Below are 17,328 nucleotides of genomic sequence, written 5' to 3' on the forward strand. Positions count from 1 at the left end.
ATTTGGACTATTTTGAGCTGGCTTGTCTACCTTCTAGAGTGTTCCGATGGCAGCTACTATGCGGGCATCACCAATCGACTGGAGCATCGTCTGGCGGCACATAATTCAGGCTTAGGTGCGCGGTATACAAGATCTCGCAGACCAGTCGTGCTGCTGGCCACTCAAGAACACCCAAATCGATCTGAGGCCTCTAAAGCAGAAATGAGGCTAAAGAGCCTTCCTAGGCAGGAAAAATTAGATTTCTTTAAAACGCGTCTTTGAGGCGCTCAAGTGCAAACATCTCTCGCAAGTGCAGAATTTGATAAGAGACGCGCTCTTTCAGTAACCCAGTGATGGTTTCTTGATCATCAGAAAAATAGCGCATCACATCTGATTTCAGGCTGTAGGTTGGCCAATTTGCTTGACCTGGAACATTGGGGTTACCTGTCTTGGCAAAAGCAGCCCAACTAGCTGACATTCTTTCAGACATGGCGATATCTTTTGGATCATTCTTATTGGTAATGGGATACCAATATTTTGACCACACACTTTTTTGCTTTAAATCAGCGGTTGCCTTTTCAATCAGAGCACAACGATCGGCGCCTGATTCAGGTTTGTTTGGAGCTTGTGGCATCAACCCATAGCTACCGAATACATAGCTAATCTCAAATGTATGAGGAACGCCCGGGTATGCTGGTCGAATATTTTTCGTCAGGTAATCAAAGTAATAGGCATATCCTGGGGCAACTCCATTCATGCTGTCGGCTAATAACTTAGTGCTACCACGATAAAGTAGATCACCCAAAATATCTGATGATTCAATGCATTTATCTTGCACCCTTGAATAAAGTGCTTGAATTTTTTTTGGACTTTCATGCAACTTTTTGGCAAGCGCTTCAATGGGTGGCTGGCTGGGAACCAAAAAACTGGAATCCCAAGAATTAGTACCAATCATAAATGGCACTTTGGCTTGCTTGCCCGCAGCAAATAACGGCACGGGATCGCCAGGAATAATTTGACCATCCACAAAGGGTCCACCAAACTCGCCCTTTTCAAAGTCTGCTCCAGTAAGAACCAATTTATTTGCAGGTAAGCTGCGCAGCTCTTTAAGCGACTTTACTCCAAGAGCATTCATGTATTTAGCATCAATCTCAATCTGCGGCGTCATACCCAAATGCTTTTGCGTTAAGCCCCGCAAAGGACTTTGTTGGGCGCTTTCCGCAATCGCCCTATGAAACAACCCTCGAGCCGCATCAGAGACCATCAACCAAGTCACACTTCGACCGCCAGCAGACTCGCCAAAAATAGTGACGTTATTGGGATCTCCGCCAAATGCAGCAATATTCTTCTTTACCCATTTAAGAACGGCGATTTGATCCATCGTGCCATAGTTGCCGACTGGCTCGCCATTATTTTTCGCCTCTTCAATCAACTCTTTGGTAGCAAAAAAACCAAGGGATCCTAGGCGGTAATCAAAAGTGACAACGATGACGCCATTTTTAGTCAAATTGATTGGCGTGAACTGTGCGTCCCTTGCACCGTCAACCAACATACCACCTCCATGAATCCAGACCATGACTGGCAAATTCTGAGATGATTTCAGTGGCGCAAACACATTGAGATGTAGACAATTTTCATCGCCAGGTAAATTCAAACCCGTGCTTAAATTTTTCACATAAGGCTGTGGACATGAAGGGCCAAATTGACTTGCATCACGTGTCCCCACCCAAGGTTTAGCAGGTTGAGGTGGACGCCAGCGCAACTCTCCAACAGGTGGCGCTGCATAGGGAATACCTTTAAACACTTGCATATTGTGCTCAACAGCCCCCTGCAAAAGCCCTGTATCAACCTGGGCGTTTGGGCGATCCACATTGGCCAATACATGAAGAGCAGTAAAACCCAGCAAGAGTGCAAGTATTTTTTTCATTCTGATAAAGTCAAATAAAACAATGATAAAAATGCTGATTACTTTTTCCAACGCTCGAGCGCAATATCATCAGATACACGAGCATCAACCCAACGCGCCCCTTCTGCTGTATTTTCTTTCTTCCAAAACGGGGCTGCAGTTTTGAGGTAATCCATGATGAACTCACAAGCGGCAAATGCCTCACCCCTATGAGCGCTAGTCACGACAACTAATACAATTTGATCCTCGGGCAAGAGAGGTCCGATACGATGAATCACTAAGGTGTCGTATATATCCCAACGCGCTTTTGCTTGTGAAGCAATTTCTTCTAATGCTTTTTCAGTCATGCCAGGGTAATGCTCTAGAACCATTTCCTGCACTTGACTGCCGTCATTCATATCACGCACGGTCCCTAAGAATGAAGCCACAGCACCCACCCTTGCATCACCTTTGCGTAACGCAGCAATCTCTGCACTGATGTCAAAATCTTTTTCTTGAATTCTGATAGGCATATTAGCCACCAGTTACCGGAGGAAAGAAAGCAACTTCTGCGCCTTCTTGTAATGCTGTACTCGGATCAACAATATGATGATTCAATGCACAGCGAATAGCCTTGCCTTCAGCCAATGTATGGGACCACAACTCTCCCCTTTGCGCCAAGTGAGATCTTAAATCGGCAATCGTTAAGACGGATATAGGTACCTCAATTGATTCTTGAGAGGTACCCAATGCTTCACGCAAGGAGGCAAAAAAACGCAATTCCAGTTTCATGCAGTCATCGTAAACTGATTAATGAAGGAGTGCATCAAAAGGGATGTACTTCACCAAATCCCCTTTTTTAAAGGGTTGTCCTGGTGGGCAGTCTACTAGGCCATCACCCCAAGAGGCGCTGGTCAGAACTCCAGAGCTTTGATTCGGGAACAAGTCTAAACCGCCATGGGCATTCACTTTGACTCTTAAAAACTCATTACGACGATCTGCTTTGGGCCAATCAAAATCGGCTCGCATGAAATAGGACTGGGGAGTTTTTGCCTCTCGCCCCTGCAACTTCAAAATAAATGGGCGGACAAATAATAAGAAAGTGACAAAACTAGATACAGGGTTACCAGGTAAGCCAATAAACCAGGCCTCACCATCTGCCGACTGATTCGATTTGCGAACCGCGCCAAATGCCAAAGGCTTGCCTGGTTTAATAGCAATTTGCCAGAGATCTAAACGCCCCTCCGCAGTCACTGCAGGCTTGATATGATCCTCTTCCCCAACTGAAACTCCGCCAGAAGTAATAATCAGGTCATGATCTTGGCTGGCATTACGCAATGCTTGGCGAGTAGCCTCCAAGCGATCTGGGACTATTCCCAAATCGGTGGCATCGCATCCTAAAGATTTAAGGCAGGCCAATAAAGTATCGCGATTGGAGTTATAGATACCACCCGGCTTCAGTGGTTCTCCAGGTAATGCTAATTCATCGCCAGTAAAAAAAGCGGCGACTTTAACACGACGCTTCACAAGTAAATGCGTTAAACCTGCTGATGCAGCAACACCTAGTTCCTGGGGGCGTAAATAGGTGCCGGCACTTAATGCAGTTTTACCAACCGTAAGATCTTCGCCACGACGACGGATCCACTGCCCAAGATTCGGGACAGTGTTGATCTGAACTTGATCATGAGCACCTTCAACAACCTCACAATCTTCTTGCATGACCACTGCATCTGCACCTGGTGGAACAGGAGCGCCAGTGAAAATTCGTGCAGCTGTACCAGGCTCTAGCTGAGTACCAACCGATCCCGCAGGAATACGCTGCGCAACCCTCAAAAGGCTACCCGAACTTTGCGTATCTGCTGTGCGAACAGCATAGCCATCCATTGAAGTGTTATCTAGCGGTGGGACATCGACCAAACTAGACACGTTATCAGCAAGAATGCGTCCTAGCGCCTCTTGAGTTTTTACTTCTTGCGTCTCTGTCACGGGCTGTGCATGCGAAAGCAGATGCTCTAAAGCCTGCTGCGCCGTCAACATAGGGGGCTTATTCATCGCCATGAGATATCAGTAAAGAATTAAACGAGAGAAAACGTGAGTTTTAGTTTACGTGTTTTGTAATAAATTCTTTCACCTGATGAACATCAGCATCGATATTCACCACACGCTGCGGTTTTGATTTAATGTCTTTGAATGCAGGCGGGCACTCGGCGGGACGACCCAAAGCTTCCTCAATCGTTTCTTCAAATTTGATTGGCAAAGCGGTCTCTAACACCAGCATCGGAATGCCTGCTTGCAAATGTTCGCGAGCGACTTTCACGCCATCAGCAGTATGCGTATCAATCATGACACCATATTTTTTCTCGATATCACGGATAGTATCCAAGCGATTTGCATGAGTGCTACGCCCTGATTGGAAGCCATACTTGCCAAGCTCTTTAAAGACAGCTTCTTTCGAAATATCGAAACCACCCGTTGTATCCACTTGCTTAAACATTGCAGCAGTTGCTGCGCCATTTTGCCCCATGAAATCAAAAACAAAACGCTCAAAGTTACTTGCTTTGGAGATATCCATGGATGGACTGGAAGTATGCAGTGTTTCAGCAGACTTTCTGGCGCGATAAACACCCGTGCGGAAGAATTCATCCAATACATCGTTTTCATTGGTAGCAACCACCAAATGCTCGATGGGTAATCCCATCATGCGAGCAATATGGCCAGCACAAACGTTGCCAAAATTTCCAGAAGGCACAGTGAATGACACTTTTTCAGCACTCGACTTCGTCGCTAGCAAATAACCCTGGAAGTAATAAACCACTTGGGCAACGACCCGACCCCAATTAATCGAATTGACTGTGCCAATTTGATGTTTTGCTTTGTATGCGTGATCATTACTCACTGCCTTGACAATATCCTGGCAATCATCAAAGACACCAGCGACCGCCAAGTTAAAAATATTTGGGTCTTGTAGCGAGTACATTTGCGCAGATTGAAACGCACTCATCTTGCCTCTTGGCGAGAGCATAAATACCCGAACGCCTTCTTTGCCACGCATGGCGTATTCAGCGGCACTACCAGTATCACCCGAAGTTGCGCCCAAGATATTGAGTGTTTGACCTGCACGCTTCAATGCATATTCAAACAAATTGCCCAGCAACTGCATAGCCATATCTTTAAATGCTAAGGTGGGGCCATTTGAAAGACTCAGTAAACCAATACGTGTTCCATGCTCCTCACCGAGCCAATGCAATGGAGTAATGTCTTTTGCGTTATCTTGCGGGCGACCATTGCAGTACACCTGTTCGGTATAGGTTTTACGCAATAAAGCACGAAGATCGTTTTCAGGAATATCGTCGCAATACAAGCTTAGGATTTCATAAGCCAAATCTGCATAAGATAGGCCGCGCCATGCATCTAATTGTGCTGGAGTAATTTGGGGATACTGCACAGGTAAATACAAACCGCCATCTGGCGCCAATCCACCTAACAATATTTCTAGAAAGGATTGTTGTGGACTGTTGCCACGAGTAGATTGGTAACGCATGGATTAAATTAAGAGAGGTTTTCTAAACGAATCTTCACAACTTCGCCCGCCACTGTTTTGAGATTTTGAATCTCTTTAATGGCTGCAAGCATGTTTTTCTCTTTGGTTTCATGAGTCAGAGCTACCAAATCAGTTTGACTCTCACCTTCATCGGCTTCTTTTTGCAAAAGCGCATCAATGGATACTCCATGTGCAGCCAAAATTTTGGTGATATCTGCTAACACGCCAGCTTGGTCTGCCACACGCATACGCAGGTAATAGCTCGTCGAGATCTCGCCAATAGGTAAAACTGGAGTGTTCTGAACAGCATCTGGCTGAAAGGCCAAATAAGGCACGCGATGCTCAGCATCAGCACTTAATAAACGTGTGATATCGACTAAATCAGCAATCACAGCAGAGGCAGTTGGCTCTGAACCAGCGCCTTTACCGTAGTAGAGCGTGGTGCCAACAGCATCACCAAATACTTGCACTGCATTCATTGCGCCCTCAACGTTAGCAATTAAACGTTTTGCAGGTATCAATGTAGGGTGAATACGCAATTCCACGCCGGTTGGTGTTTTCTTCGCAATACCAAGCAACTTAATACGATAACCCAATTGCTCTGCGTAGCGAATATCAATAGCAGCTAATTTAGTAATACCTTCAATGTGCGCCTTTTCAAATTGCATCGGAATACCAAATGCAATCGCACTCATAATCGTCGCCTTATGGGCAGCATCCACTCCTTCAATATCAAAAGTAGGATCTGCTTCAGCGTAACCTAAACGCTGCGCTTCTTTAAGAACTGTTTCAAAGTCCAATCCTTTGTCACGCATCTCAGAGAGAATGAAATTCGTTGTGCCATTAATGATGCCGGCAATCCACTCGATGCGGTTAGCTGTTAGGCCTTCGCGCAATGCCTTAATGATAGGTATGCCGCCAGCAACGGCAGCCTCAAAAGCCACCATAACGCCCTTAGCTTGTGCGGCTTTGAAGATTTCATTGCCATGGACAGCAATCAAAGCTTTATTTGCGGTAACTACATGTTTGCCTGCTGCAATTGCTTCTAAAACCAAGTCTTTTGCGATGCCATAGCCGCCAATCAATTCAACTACGATATCGATTTCAGGATTGTTGATGACAGCGCGCGCATCGTTCACGATCTGCGCACGGTTCTGAACAATTTCTTTAGCGCGCTCTACATTTAAATCAGCGACAGTATTAATACGAATCCCACGACCAGCACGACGAGTAATCTCATCTTGATTACGCTCGAGAACAGTGAATACGCCACCACCAACGGTGCCAATACCTAATAGACCTACTTGAATCGGTTTCATGATGCCTTTGCTGCGGTTGAAGAAGCCTTGTGGCTATGTTTATTGCGATATCTTTCTAAAAAACGTGCGAGACGACCAATTGCCTCTCTCAGTACATCTTCATGCGGCAAGAACACCACACGGAAATGATCAGGCTTACCCCAATTAAATCCAGAGCCTTGCACTAACAATACTTTCTCTTCCTTAAGAAGATCCGCAACAAACTGCTGATCATCCTCAATAGGATAAATTTCTGGGTCTAATTTTGGAAATAAATACAAAGCAGATTTTGGTTTGACACAAGTCACGCCAGGAATATCGGTAATCAACTGCCATGCAAGATCACGTTGCTTTGCAAGGCGTCCGCCTTCATTGACCAAATCATTAATGCTTTGATATCCACCCAATGCTGTTTGAATGGCATATTGCCCGGGTACGTTTGCGCACAAGCGCATCGACGCCAACATATTCAAGCCCTCGATGTAATCATGAACCATTGCCTTGTCACCTGAGACCACCATCCAGCCAGCCCGGTAGCCACAAGAACGGTAGTTCTTTGAGAGACCATTAAAGGTGATCACCACTACATCGTTTGATAAAGAAGCCAAGGAAATATGCTTTGCGCCGTCGTACAACATTTTGTCGTAGATTTCATCAGCAAAGAGAATCAAACCATGCTCACGCGCAATTTGTGTGAGCTCAAGCAATACCTCTTTGGAATAAATTGCACCAGTGGGATTATTTGGGTTAATCACCACAATCGCTTTTGTGCGTGGCGTAATTTTTTTACGCAAATCATTTAAATCAGGCGCCCACTCTTTTGACTCATCACAAAGGTAGTGCACTGGTGTTCCGCTAGACAAACTGACAGCAGCGGTCCATAAAGGATAATCTGGGGTTGGTACCAACACCTCATCACCATCATTGAGTAAAGCATTCATCGATAGCACGATGAGCTCAGAAACACCGTTACCGGTATAAACGTCATCTAACGCTACCCCTTGAATGCCTTTTTCTTGGCAATACTGCATGATGGCTTTGCGAGCAGCAAAAATACCTTTTGAATCTGAGTAAGCAGATGCATTACTGAGATTGCGAATCATGTCTAACTGGATTTCTTCTGGGGGATCAAAGCCAAATACCCCTACATTTCCAATGTTTAATTTAATGATCTTGTGGCCCTCCTCCTCCATGCGCTGAGCAAGCTCGAGCACAGGCCCACGAATGTCGTAACAGACATGATTCAATTTTTGGGACTTAAGGACGGGTTTCACGATCGATTAAATGGTAAGTTCTTGAAATCTTGGGAAAAACAGCTAGCTATAATCCACATAATTATGACAGAGAGTCCACTTGAAGCTTCAATCTGACCCCCATTCAGGAGCCAATGCGATCACTGGCTATGGCAATGGCTATGTGGAGATCAACCAGATCCCATATGACCACGCAGTCATATTGAAGTCTGATGGGGCTATTTCCGAGTGGCCAGTCAAATCCTTTGAAGAGCTAGAAGCCGGCCATTTTGCCCAAATGGTTGATTTCAAACCCGAATTAGTCCTGATTGGCACGGGCAGCCGTCAGCGCTTTCCAAAGCCTGAACTATTAAACCCCTTAATTACCGCCAAAATTGGCTTTGAAATCATGGATTCTCAGGCTGCCTGCAGAACGTACAACATTCTGGTGGGCGAAGGGCGTCAAGTGCTGTTAGCCCTCTTAGTGGAGTCCCATTAATGCAATTTGGGCAAAATCGCCAAACTTTCACATTGCACCCTGCAACGGGATTGGCATTTGTCATTATTTTTGCCTTGTTTTGGTTTGGAACTTTGAACTATCGACACCTCATCCCTTCGGATGAAGGGCGCTATGCAGAAATGGCTAGAGAAATGTTGCTGACTGGCGACTGGATCACCCCTCGCTATAACGGCTATAAATATTTTGAGAAACCTCCTCTTCAAATTTGGGCTACTGCCGCAACCTTTCAATTTTTTGGAATAGGCGAATGGCAGGCAAGGCTATGGTCCGGTCTCACCGGATTTTTTACCATCTTGCTGATTGGATTTACCGGTTCACGGATTTTCAACGCTCGAGCCGGTTGGTTGGCAGCCATTGTTTTGGCATCAAGCCCAATGTGGATTATTAGCGGCCACTTTAATTCCCTAGATATGGGTCTCTCCGCATTTTTAGTGGCAGCACTTTGCAGTCTATTGCTCGCGCAGAATGCGCAAAGCAAAACTCAGTTACGCAACTGGATGTGGGCTTGCTGGATCTTTATGGCGCTAGCAACGCTCTCCAAAGGTCTGATTGGAGGAGCAATACCAGCAATGGTGTTCGTAGCTTATTCAATTAGTGCCTGGGATTGGAAAATCTGGACACGATTAAAACTGATTAGCGGTATCGCAATCTACTTGATCATCACAGCGCCGTGGTTTGTTATGGTGGCACTGCGCAATCCCGAGTTTCTGGAATTTTTCTTTATTCATGAACATCTTCAACGCTTTACACAGGATGCGCACAGCAGAACGGGCCCAATTTATTACTTTGTACCACTGCTTCTGATTGGTATTCTGCCTTGGGTATTTCAAATTCCAGGTGCAATTGCACAAGCATGGCAAGAACGCCAGCGGGGATTCTCAAGCAGTTGGTTATTGGTTTGCTGGTTCGCTGTTATTTTTGCCTTCTTTAGCGTCTCTCAATCCAAATTACCCGGCTACATCATCCCCATCTTTCCTGCGCTTGCCCTACTGATTGGCAATCGCCTAGATCGTATTTTGGGTGACACCAACTCCCTCACGCTTTCCTGGAAATTGCAAATGATTGGGTTTGCAGTTTTAGGTTGCAGTGGATTTTTCTTCTTATCCGAAATTAGCCAACAAGCCAGGCCAGATGAAATTGATGCCTACGCGCAATATACCCATTGGGTAATTGCTGCATTAATTGCGCTTGTTGGCTTTAGCTTGCTGGCAGTCATACAAGCAAAACGCAATGGACTTGCTAGCATTCTCAACTTTGCTAGTGGTTTTTTCTTATGCGCCATCATCGCAGGCACAGGTCATGAAACTCTGGGGCGCGCAGTGTCAGGCATTGATTTAGCAAACCGCGTCAAAGCCAGCATCCCACCCAATGTGAATCTATATTCAGTGCGCCTTTTAGATCACACCATGCCGTTTTATCTCAATAGAACCATGATCATGGTGGAAGATCCAGATGAATTACGCTTTGGCGTTACTGCGCAACCAGAACTATGGCTTCCCACTTTAGAGGATTTCATTACCCGCTGGAGCGAAGACCTTTCAGCCTACGCCATCATGGTTCCTGAACAGTACGATGCATTACAAAAGATCGGCTTTCCAATGCAAGAGGTCGATCGTGATTCACGAAGGGTGATTGTGAAGCATCCTGATGCGTCAAATCTGAGGCAATAAGGTTTCCAGTAATATTAATCAATATGGCCAACACCTCCCCCACTTTCATTCCCTTTACGCGCCCCAGCTTTAATCAAGAAACGATTGATGCGGTCGCACAAGTATTACGCTCTGGTTGGGTTACTTCAGGTCCAAAATTAGCAGAGTTTGAAGCAACATTGAGTGAATATTTTGGCGGTCGTCCAGTGCGTTGTTTTGCCAACGGCACAGCAACAATGAAGATTGCTCTGCAAGTTGCAGGCATTGGTGAAGGTGATGAAGTCATTACTACTCCGATCTCTTGGGTCGCGACCTCAAATGTGATTTTGAGCGTTGGTGCCAAACCTGTATTTGTCGATATTGATCCGCTCACCAGAAATATTGACCTCAACAAAATTGCTGCTGCCGTCACTAGTAAAACCCGTGCCATCATGCCAGTGTATTTGGCTGGACTGCCTGTGAATATGGATCAGCTCTATGCAATTGCCCAGCAACATCAATTGCGCGTGATTGAAGATGCAGCACAAGCTTTTGGCTCTCAATGGAATGGCAAGAAGATTGGTAGCTTTGGCGATCTTGTTAGCTTTAGTTTTCAGGCGAATAAGAACCTAACAACTATCGAGGGTGGCTGCCTTGTTCTCAATAATCTTGATGAGGCCAAGTTGGCTGAAAAATTTCGCCTTCAGGGCTTAACTCGTCATGGCATGGATGGGATGGATGTTGATGTTCTTGGTGGCAAAGATAATCTCACCGATGTCAATGCTGTCATTGGCTTGCATCAACTCAAGCAATTACCAACTTATCAAGCACGTCGTAGTGCACTAGCGCGTCGATATTTTGATGTGATTGCTACTCAACTCAAATCGAATGGTCTAGACAAGCTTTCACTTGAGCTACCCATTCAAAACTTTACAGAGACAAATTGGCACATGTTTCAAGTAGTGCTCCCTCTCGAAGAGTTAGATTGCGATCGCGCCCAAGTGATGACTGAGCTCAAAGAGCTCGGCATTGGGACTGGCGTGCACTATCCAGCAATTACTGGATTTACCCTCTACCAAAATCAAGGTTACAAAACCAACGATACCCCGATTGCTGAGCGCATTGGCCGCTCTATTCTTACCTTGCCGCTGTTTCCAGATATGGCCGATACTGATATTGACCGCATTGCAGCTGGGCTTGCCCAAACCCTAAAGAAACACCACAAAAATTAGCCTAATTAGGGCATAAGCTCAGAATCAGGCAAAATTGCGGGATGACCGCAAATTTAGCTGCCAATCCCAAGCTGAGCATCGTTATTCCCGTTTACAACGAGGAAGATGGCCTTCAAGCCCTATTTGATCGACTCTACCCTGCAATGGATGCTGTTGCTAGCAAACGCAATATTGCCTATGAGATTGTTTTTGTGAACGACGGCAGTAAGGATCGCTCCGCTGGCATCCTGGCAAAACAAGTGGAATTACGCCCTGACGTCACTCGCGCGGTGTTATTTCACAGCAACTTTGGCCAACATATGGCGATCATGGCTGGATTTGAATATGCGCGAGGCGAGAACATCATCACCCTAGATGCAGATCTTCAAAACCCTCCAGAAGAAATTGATGCGCTAACAGAGCAGTTACTCAATGGCCATGATTATGTTGGCACTATTCGCGCCGATCGACGCGATAGTTTTTTCAGAAAGCTATCTTCACTAGCGATGAACCGTCTACGCGAAAACATCACACGCATCACGATGACGGATCAAGGATGTATGTTGCGGGGATATAGCCGCCGCATTGTTGATCTTGTGCGGCAATGTGATGAAAACAATACATTTATTCCTGCATTGGCATATACATTTGCCGCCAATCCGATTGAGATTACCGTTAAACATGAAGAGCGTTTTGCTGGCGAATCCAAATACAGTCTTTATCAATTGATTCGTCTGAACTTTGATTTGGTGACTGGCTTTTCTATCATGCCCTTACAGATCTTTTCTATTTTGGGTATGTTGCTCTCTCTTGCCGCAGGCAGTTTGTTTGCCTATCTGCTATTGCGCCGCTTTGTACTGGGCGCTGAGGTTGAGGGCGTCTTCACCCTATTTGCGCTTACCTTCTTCCTCATCGGCGTCATGCTGTTTGGACTCGGTTTATTGGGGGAATACGTTGGTCGGATTTATCAGCAAATTCGCAATCGCCCTCGCTATGTCGTGCAAACCGTTTTAGAGAAAAAATAATTGCGCGCAGTCGTTTTCGCATATCACGATGTTGGTGTTCATTGCATTCAAGCACTGCTCAATGCGGGCATCCAAATCGATCTCGTAGTCACCCATCAAGATGACCCCAATGAAAACGTTTGGTTCGGTAGCGTTGCACAACTCTGCCAAGAAAAACATCTTCCCTTCATTACGCCAAATGCAAATGAATTGGTAGCCATCACACCAAAAATTACAGCCTTAGCTCCAGATTACATTTTTTCTTTTTACTATCGGTACATGATTCCGGCCCCCATTTTGGCCTGCGCTCGGATTGCCGCTTTAAATATGCACGGCTCACTGCTTCCAAAATATCGTGGGCGTGCTCCAGTCAATTGGGCAATCTTGCATGGCGAAAAGCAGACTGGCGCCACACTGCATGTCATGGAAGTCAAACCCGATGCAGGCGATATTGTGGGTCAAGCTCAAGTAATGATTGGACCCGATGAAACGGCAACCGATGTTTTTGAAAAAGTCACCCAAGCTGCTGTAGCAGTCATCAAAGAGGTGTTGCCTCATTTAATTGAAGGAAATGTTCCACGTAAACCGAATGATTTGTCCAAAGGCAGCTATTTTGGAGGTCGCAAGCCCGCTGACGGACAAATTCATTGGGATCAGACGGCCAAGCAGGTGCATGACCTTGTTAGGGCCGTAGCACCCCCTTATCCGGGCGCATTTACTGACCATCAGGGCAAAAAGATGATTGTGGCTAAAACGAGTCTCAATACAGCAAAACCGGTCAATTTGGATCTACAGAGCTTAGGAGTTCAAGTGGTTGATAATCGAGTATTCGGCATTTGTGGGAACCACCAGGCGATTGAGATCCTAGAATGGTTTCCAGCAACATAATTAGCGGCAAATATATTTTTAAAAGGCAGTAAAGATGAAAAAAGTTCTCATTCTTGGAGTAAATGGCTTTATTGGCCATCATCTATCTAAACGCATCCTAGAAACTACCGATTGGGACGTTTATGGCATGGATATGCAAAACGATCGCCTTGGAGAATTAATTAATCATCCGCGCATGCATTTTTTTGAAGGCGACATCACCATCAATAAAGAATGGGTTGAGTATCACATCCGCAAATGCGATGTCATTCTGCCTTTGGTGGCCATCGCCACACCTGCCACCTACGTACAGCAACCGCTCAAAGTATTTGAGCTCGACTTTGAAGCGAATCTGCCTATTGTTCGTTCAGCCGTCAAATACAAAAAACACTTAGTCTTCCCCTCCACATCTGAGGTGTATGGCATGTGCGAGGACAGCGAGTTTGATCCCTCCACATCGAATATGGTCTATGGCCCTATTAATAAACCGCGCTGGATTTATGCTTGCTCCAAGCAATTAATGGATCGCGTGATCTGGGGCTATGGCATGGAAGGCCTACGCTTTACTTTATTCCGCCCCTTTAACTGGATTGGCCCAGGATTAGACAGTATCTACACGCCCAAAGAGGGATCATCTCGCGTAGTGACGCAATTCTTAGGTCACATTGTGCGCGGCGAACCCATTAACCTGGTGGATGGAGGCGCCCAAAAACGCGCATTCACTTATGTTGATGACGGTATCGATGCGCTTGTGCGCATCATCGACAACAAAGATGGTGTTGCCAACGGCAAGATTTACAACATAGGCAACCCTAAGAACAATCATTCAGTGCGTGAACTTGCAAACCAAATGTTAGAAATTGCACGCAGCATTCCTGAGTACGCTAAAACTGCCAATGATGTAAAGATTGTTGAAACGACATCTGGCGCATACTATGGTGAAGGTTATCAAGATGTGCAAAATCGCGTGCCAGCAATTGATAACACTATGAATGAATTAGGCTGGAAGCCCACAACAACGATGACCGAAGCTCTCAAAAATATTTTTGATGCTTATCGCCAAGATGTGGCCAAGGCACGCTCATTAGTTGATAAAGAATAATTAAGCGCACCAGGATTCATGGCGAAGATCGCTCTCAAAGTTGATATTGATACCTTACGTGGTACCCAAGAAGGCGTTCCCAACTTAGCACGCACCCTTGAGCGCTTTGGATTAAAGGCGACCTTTTTATTTAGCCTGGGCCCAGACCATACTGGCTGGGCTTTAAAAAGAGTATTTCGCCCGGGCTTTCTTAAAAAAGTGAGTCGCACCTCTGTCGTAGAGCATTACGGCATCAAAACATTGCTCTATGGTGTATTGCTTCCAGGCCCGGATATTGGCAAAAAAGCTGCAGCACAAATGCGTGCTATTGATCAAGCAGGTCATGAGACTGGCATCCACACTTGGGATCATGTAGCGTGGCAAGACGCAGTTCGCCATCAAGATCCCATTTGGACTAAGGCGATGATGAAGAAAAGTTGGAATCGATTCATCGAGATCTTTGGACACGCTCCAGTAACTTATGGAGCAGCTGGATGGCAAATGAATGAAGCTGCCTTCGAGCAATTGGATGAATGGGGTATTCAATTTTCATCAGATGGCAGAGCGGAACCAAACTTAATGCCCTATCGCTTAGCACTACCATCGGGCATTGCTAAACATGTTCAATACCCGACCACACTACCAACTTTGGATGAACTCATTGGCATCGATGGCGCTGATGAATTTGGTGCGGTCGATAAATTACTAGAGATCACTCGCAGCAATCCGAATGATCAGGTTTTCACCCTCCATGCAGAGCTTGAGGGGCAAAAGCTATTACCAGCCTTTGAGAAGCTATTGGCTGGATGGCTGAATCAAGGTCATGACCTTGTTACCATGGGCGAGCTTCATCGCTCCTGGAAGGCAACCAACCAGCTCGATAAGATAGCTGTTCTCCCGCTCACTTGGGGTGAAATACCCAACCGTAGTGGTGAGCTTTTGATCCAGGATAATGCAGTAACACAATAAAGATTATTTAATTAAAGAGACAGATAAAAAGGATCAATATGACAGTCAGCATCGGCCAACCTATTCCAGCGTGCTCCATTCCAGCAACATCTGGTCTCACCTTCTCCCCCGCTGCCGCTAAAGGCAAAAAATTGGTTCTGTATTTTTATCCCAAAGATATGACTCCAGGTTGTACAGCGGAGTCAGGAGAGTTTCGCGACAATATCGAAGCTTTTACTAAAGCCAATACTTTAGTCGTTGGTGTGTCACGCGATAGCCTGAAATCACACGACAATTTCCGTAGCAAATTAGAACTCCCATTTGAATTGGTAGCCGACACAGAAGAAAAACTCTGTGAGCTCTTTGGCGTCATCAAAATGAAGAATATGTATGGCAAACAAGTTCGCGGTATTGAACGCAGCACCTTCCTCTTTGACTCCTCTGGCAAACTAGTAAAAGAGTGGCGTGGTCTGAAGGTTCCGGGCCATGTGACAGAGGTATTGCAGGCTGCCCAAGCGACCAAGTAATTTTTACAACAATTTGCTTCAAGGTGCTTGCAAACCCCAAAATTTGGGTTAAAGTGAGTCATATGCACCGCAAACGACGGGAAAGTCTGACAATCCGTTTGAATCAGAAACCTGAGCATTTCAGAACAGGTTCGGGGAATAACCCCCTCCGTTTTTTTGAAGTCCTTGCAAACCGTTTCACAATAAACCGTCAATGCAATTCGCTTGGCGGTTTTTTCTTTTAGGAGAGTCTGCATGCCATTGCCACCCATCCCCACTCAAATTGCTGATCAATTGAAGCTTGGTCGAAATGACACTCCTGATTTAAAGAAACGTCCAGCTCCAGCAAAACCAGTGGTGGCAGAAAGTGTTGATTGGGCTAGTGATGCAGAAGAGGATTTATCTGCAGCTGAAGTTGCTCTTGAAAAAATCAAAGCAGACCGTACCCCTTCACGCAATAACAGCAAAGTAACTAGCACAGTAAAACCAAAGCGCGTGATTCGTACTGGCCCACCCAGTTTGTTTGTACTAGATACCAATGTATTGATGCATGATCCAAGCTCATTGTTCCGGTTCTCTGAGCACGATTTATATTTGCCAATGACTACGCTTGAAGAGTTGGACAACCATAAAAAGGGCATGACTGAGGTAGCTCGGAACGCTCGTACTGTGAGCCGCTCCCTTGATCAATTAATTGCCGGCACCAGCGGCACCTTAGATGATGGCATTCCACTCAATAAACTGGGAAACCAAGATGTTTCTGGTCGCCTTTACTTTCAAACCAAGCTTTCCACACAAGCCTTGCCTGAAGGGTTACCCGAAGGTAAAGGCGATAACTTAATCCTTGCTGTTGTCAGCGAACTTCAGAAAACCCGCAATGGACAAGAAGTCGTATTGGTATCTAAAGATATCAATATGCGTATCAAGGCTCGCGCATTAGGCTTACCAGCGGAAGATTACTTTAACGATCAAGTGCTTGAAGACCGTGACTTAATGTATTCAGGCGTCATGTCTCTTCCAGCCGATTTTTGGCCAAAACATGGCAAAGATATGGAAAGCTGGGCGGACTCTAGATCTGGCACGATGTTCTACCGAGTGACTGGCCCCACAGTGCCGAGCATGTTAGTCAATCAATTTGTTTATCAAGAAAATCCTGATGGCTCTACACCGTTTTATGCGCAGGTGAAAGAAATCAACGGCAAAACGGCTCTATTACAAACTTTGCGGGACTTCTCACATCAAAAGAATAATGTTTGGAGCGTGACTGCACGCAATCGTGAGCAGAATTTTGCAATGAATCTGCTCATGAACCCAGACGTAGACTTTGTCACCCTGCTCGGACAGGCGGGTACAGGTAAAACGTTATTGGCATTGGCTGCTGGACTTGAGCAAGTATTAGATAGCAAACGCTATAACGAGATCATCATTACTCGCGCCACCGTTCCGGTTGGCGAAGACATCGGCTTCTTGCCAGGCACCGAAGAAGAGAAGATGCAACCTTGGATGGGTGCATTTGATGACAATCTTGAAGTTCTGCAGCGCAATGATGATGCTGGTGAATGGGGTCGCGCCGCGACTCAAGAATTGATTCGTTCACGCATTAAAGTCAAGAGCATGAACTTTATGCG

The 17,328-nt window shown here is 45.7% G+C and carries 17 protein-coding genes; 10 read left to right on the top strand and 7 right to left on the bottom strand.

Annotated features, from left to right (window positions below; all coding sequences use genetic code 11):
* Nucleotides 1–12 precede the first annotated feature (12 nt).
* A complete protein-coding gene (locus tag KIH43_RS01545; RefSeq protein ID WP_296969551.1) occupies nt 13–261 on the top strand; it encodes a GIY-YIG nuclease family protein in 249 nt (82 codons plus the stop codon).
* Here the strand turns inward: KIH43_RS01545 and KIH43_RS01550 are convergent.
* The 7 genes from KIH43_RS01550 to KIH43_RS01580 form a co-directional block, all read right to left on the bottom strand.
* A complete protein-coding gene (locus KIH43_RS01550; protein ID WP_297716975.1) occupies nt 245–1,906 on the bottom strand; it encodes a carboxylesterase family protein in 1,662 nt (553 codons plus the stop codon). The two genes, KIH43_RS01545 and KIH43_RS01550, sit on opposite strands and share 17 nt — an antisense overlap.
* Before the next feature lie 38 nt (nt 1,907–1,944).
* Nucleotides 1,945–2,397: a molybdopterin synthase catalytic subunit MoaE gene (gene moaE / locus KIH43_RS01555; protein ID WP_297716978.1), complete on the bottom strand. Its 453-nt coding sequence runs from the start codon at nt 2,395–2,397 to the stop codon at nt 1,945–1,947.
* A gap of 1 nt (nt 2,398) precedes the next feature.
* Nucleotides 2,399–2,656 (bottom strand): molybdopterin converting factor subunit 1, encoded by a 258-nt coding sequence (gene moaD, locus KIH43_RS01560; protein WP_296969561.1) that lies wholly within the window; start codon nt 2,654–2,656, stop codon nt 2,399–2,401.
* 18 nt (nt 2,657–2,674) lie between these two features.
* A complete protein-coding gene (gene glp / locus KIH43_RS01565; RefSeq protein ID WP_366069211.1) occupies nt 2,675–3,901 on the bottom strand; it encodes a gephyrin-like molybdotransferase Glp in 1,227 nt (408 codons plus the stop codon).
* Between the two features lie 61 nt (nt 3,902–3,962).
* Nucleotides 3,963–5,405, bottom strand: coding sequence for a threonine synthase (gene thrC, locus KIH43_RS01570; RefSeq protein WP_296969566.1), 1,443 nt, complete (start codon nt 5,403–5,405; stop codon nt 3,963–3,965).
* 8 nt (nt 5,406–5,413) lie between these two features.
* A complete protein-coding gene (locus tag KIH43_RS01575) occupies nt 5,414–6,724 on the bottom strand; it encodes a homoserine dehydrogenase (protein ID WP_297716984.1) in 1,311 nt (436 codons plus the stop codon).
* Complete coding sequence (locus KIH43_RS01580) at nt 6,721–7,977, bottom strand: pyridoxal phosphate-dependent aminotransferase (RefSeq protein WP_297716987.1); 1,257 nt, start codon at nt 7,975–7,977, stop codon at nt 6,721–6,723. The genes KIH43_RS01575 and KIH43_RS01580 overlap by 4 nt, the downstream gene beginning before the upstream one ends.
* Before the next feature lie 79 nt (nt 7,978–8,056).
* Here KIH43_RS01580 and KIH43_RS01585 point away from each other — a divergent pair, with 79 nt between their 5' ends.
* The 9 genes from KIH43_RS01585 to KIH43_RS01625 form a co-directional block, all read left to right on the top strand.
* Nucleotides 8,057–8,434 (top strand): Mth938-like domain-containing protein, encoded by a 378-nt coding sequence (locus tag KIH43_RS01585; protein ID WP_297716990.1) that lies wholly within the window; start codon nt 8,057–8,059, stop codon nt 8,432–8,434.
* Nucleotides 8,434–10,125 (top strand): glycosyltransferase family 39 protein, encoded by a 1,692-nt coding sequence (locus KIH43_RS01590; protein ID WP_297716993.1) that lies wholly within the window; start codon nt 8,434–8,436, stop codon nt 10,123–10,125. Before KIH43_RS01585 ends, KIH43_RS01590 begins: the two co-directional genes overlap by 1 nt.
* A gap of 23 nt (nt 10,126–10,148) precedes the next feature.
* A complete protein-coding gene (locus KIH43_RS01595) occupies nt 10,149–11,315 on the top strand; it encodes a DegT/DnrJ/EryC1/StrS aminotransferase family protein (protein WP_297716995.1) in 1,167 nt (388 codons plus the stop codon).
* Between the two features lie 41 nt (nt 11,316–11,356).
* Complete coding sequence (locus tag KIH43_RS01600; protein ID WP_297716997.1) at nt 11,357–12,319, top strand: glycosyltransferase; 963 nt, start codon at nt 11,357–11,359, stop codon at nt 12,317–12,319.
* Nucleotides 12,320–13,186 (top strand): formyltransferase, encoded by an 867-nt coding sequence (locus KIH43_RS01605; RefSeq protein WP_297717000.1) that lies wholly within the window; start codon nt 12,320–12,322, stop codon nt 13,184–13,186.
* A 34-nt stretch (nt 13,187–13,220) separates the two neighbouring features.
* On the top strand, nt 13,221–14,267 hold the full coding sequence (locus KIH43_RS01610) for a bifunctional UDP-4-keto-pentose/UDP-xylose synthase (protein ID WP_296969587.1): 1,047 nt from the start codon (nt 13,221–13,223) through the stop codon (nt 14,265–14,267).
* 18 nt (nt 14,268–14,285) lie between these two features.
* Nucleotides 14,286–15,215 (top strand): polysaccharide deacetylase family protein, encoded by a 930-nt coding sequence (locus tag KIH43_RS01615; RefSeq protein WP_297717003.1) that lies wholly within the window; start codon nt 14,286–14,288, stop codon nt 15,213–15,215.
* Between the two features lie 38 nt (nt 15,216–15,253).
* Nucleotides 15,254–15,721: a peroxiredoxin gene (locus KIH43_RS01620; protein WP_296969593.1), complete on the top strand. Its 468-nt coding sequence runs from the start codon at nt 15,254–15,256 to the stop codon at nt 15,719–15,721.
* 234 nt (nt 15,722–15,955) lie between these two features.
* A partial coding sequence (locus tag KIH43_RS01625; protein WP_297717007.1) for a PIN domain-containing protein occupies nt 15,956–17,328 on the top strand: 1,373 nt, incomplete at its 3' end.

This window comes from Polynucleobacter sp., assembly GCF_018500155.2.
In the GTDB taxonomy this organism is placed as follows: Bacteria; Pseudomonadota; Gammaproteobacteria; order Burkholderiales; family Burkholderiaceae; genus Polynucleobacter.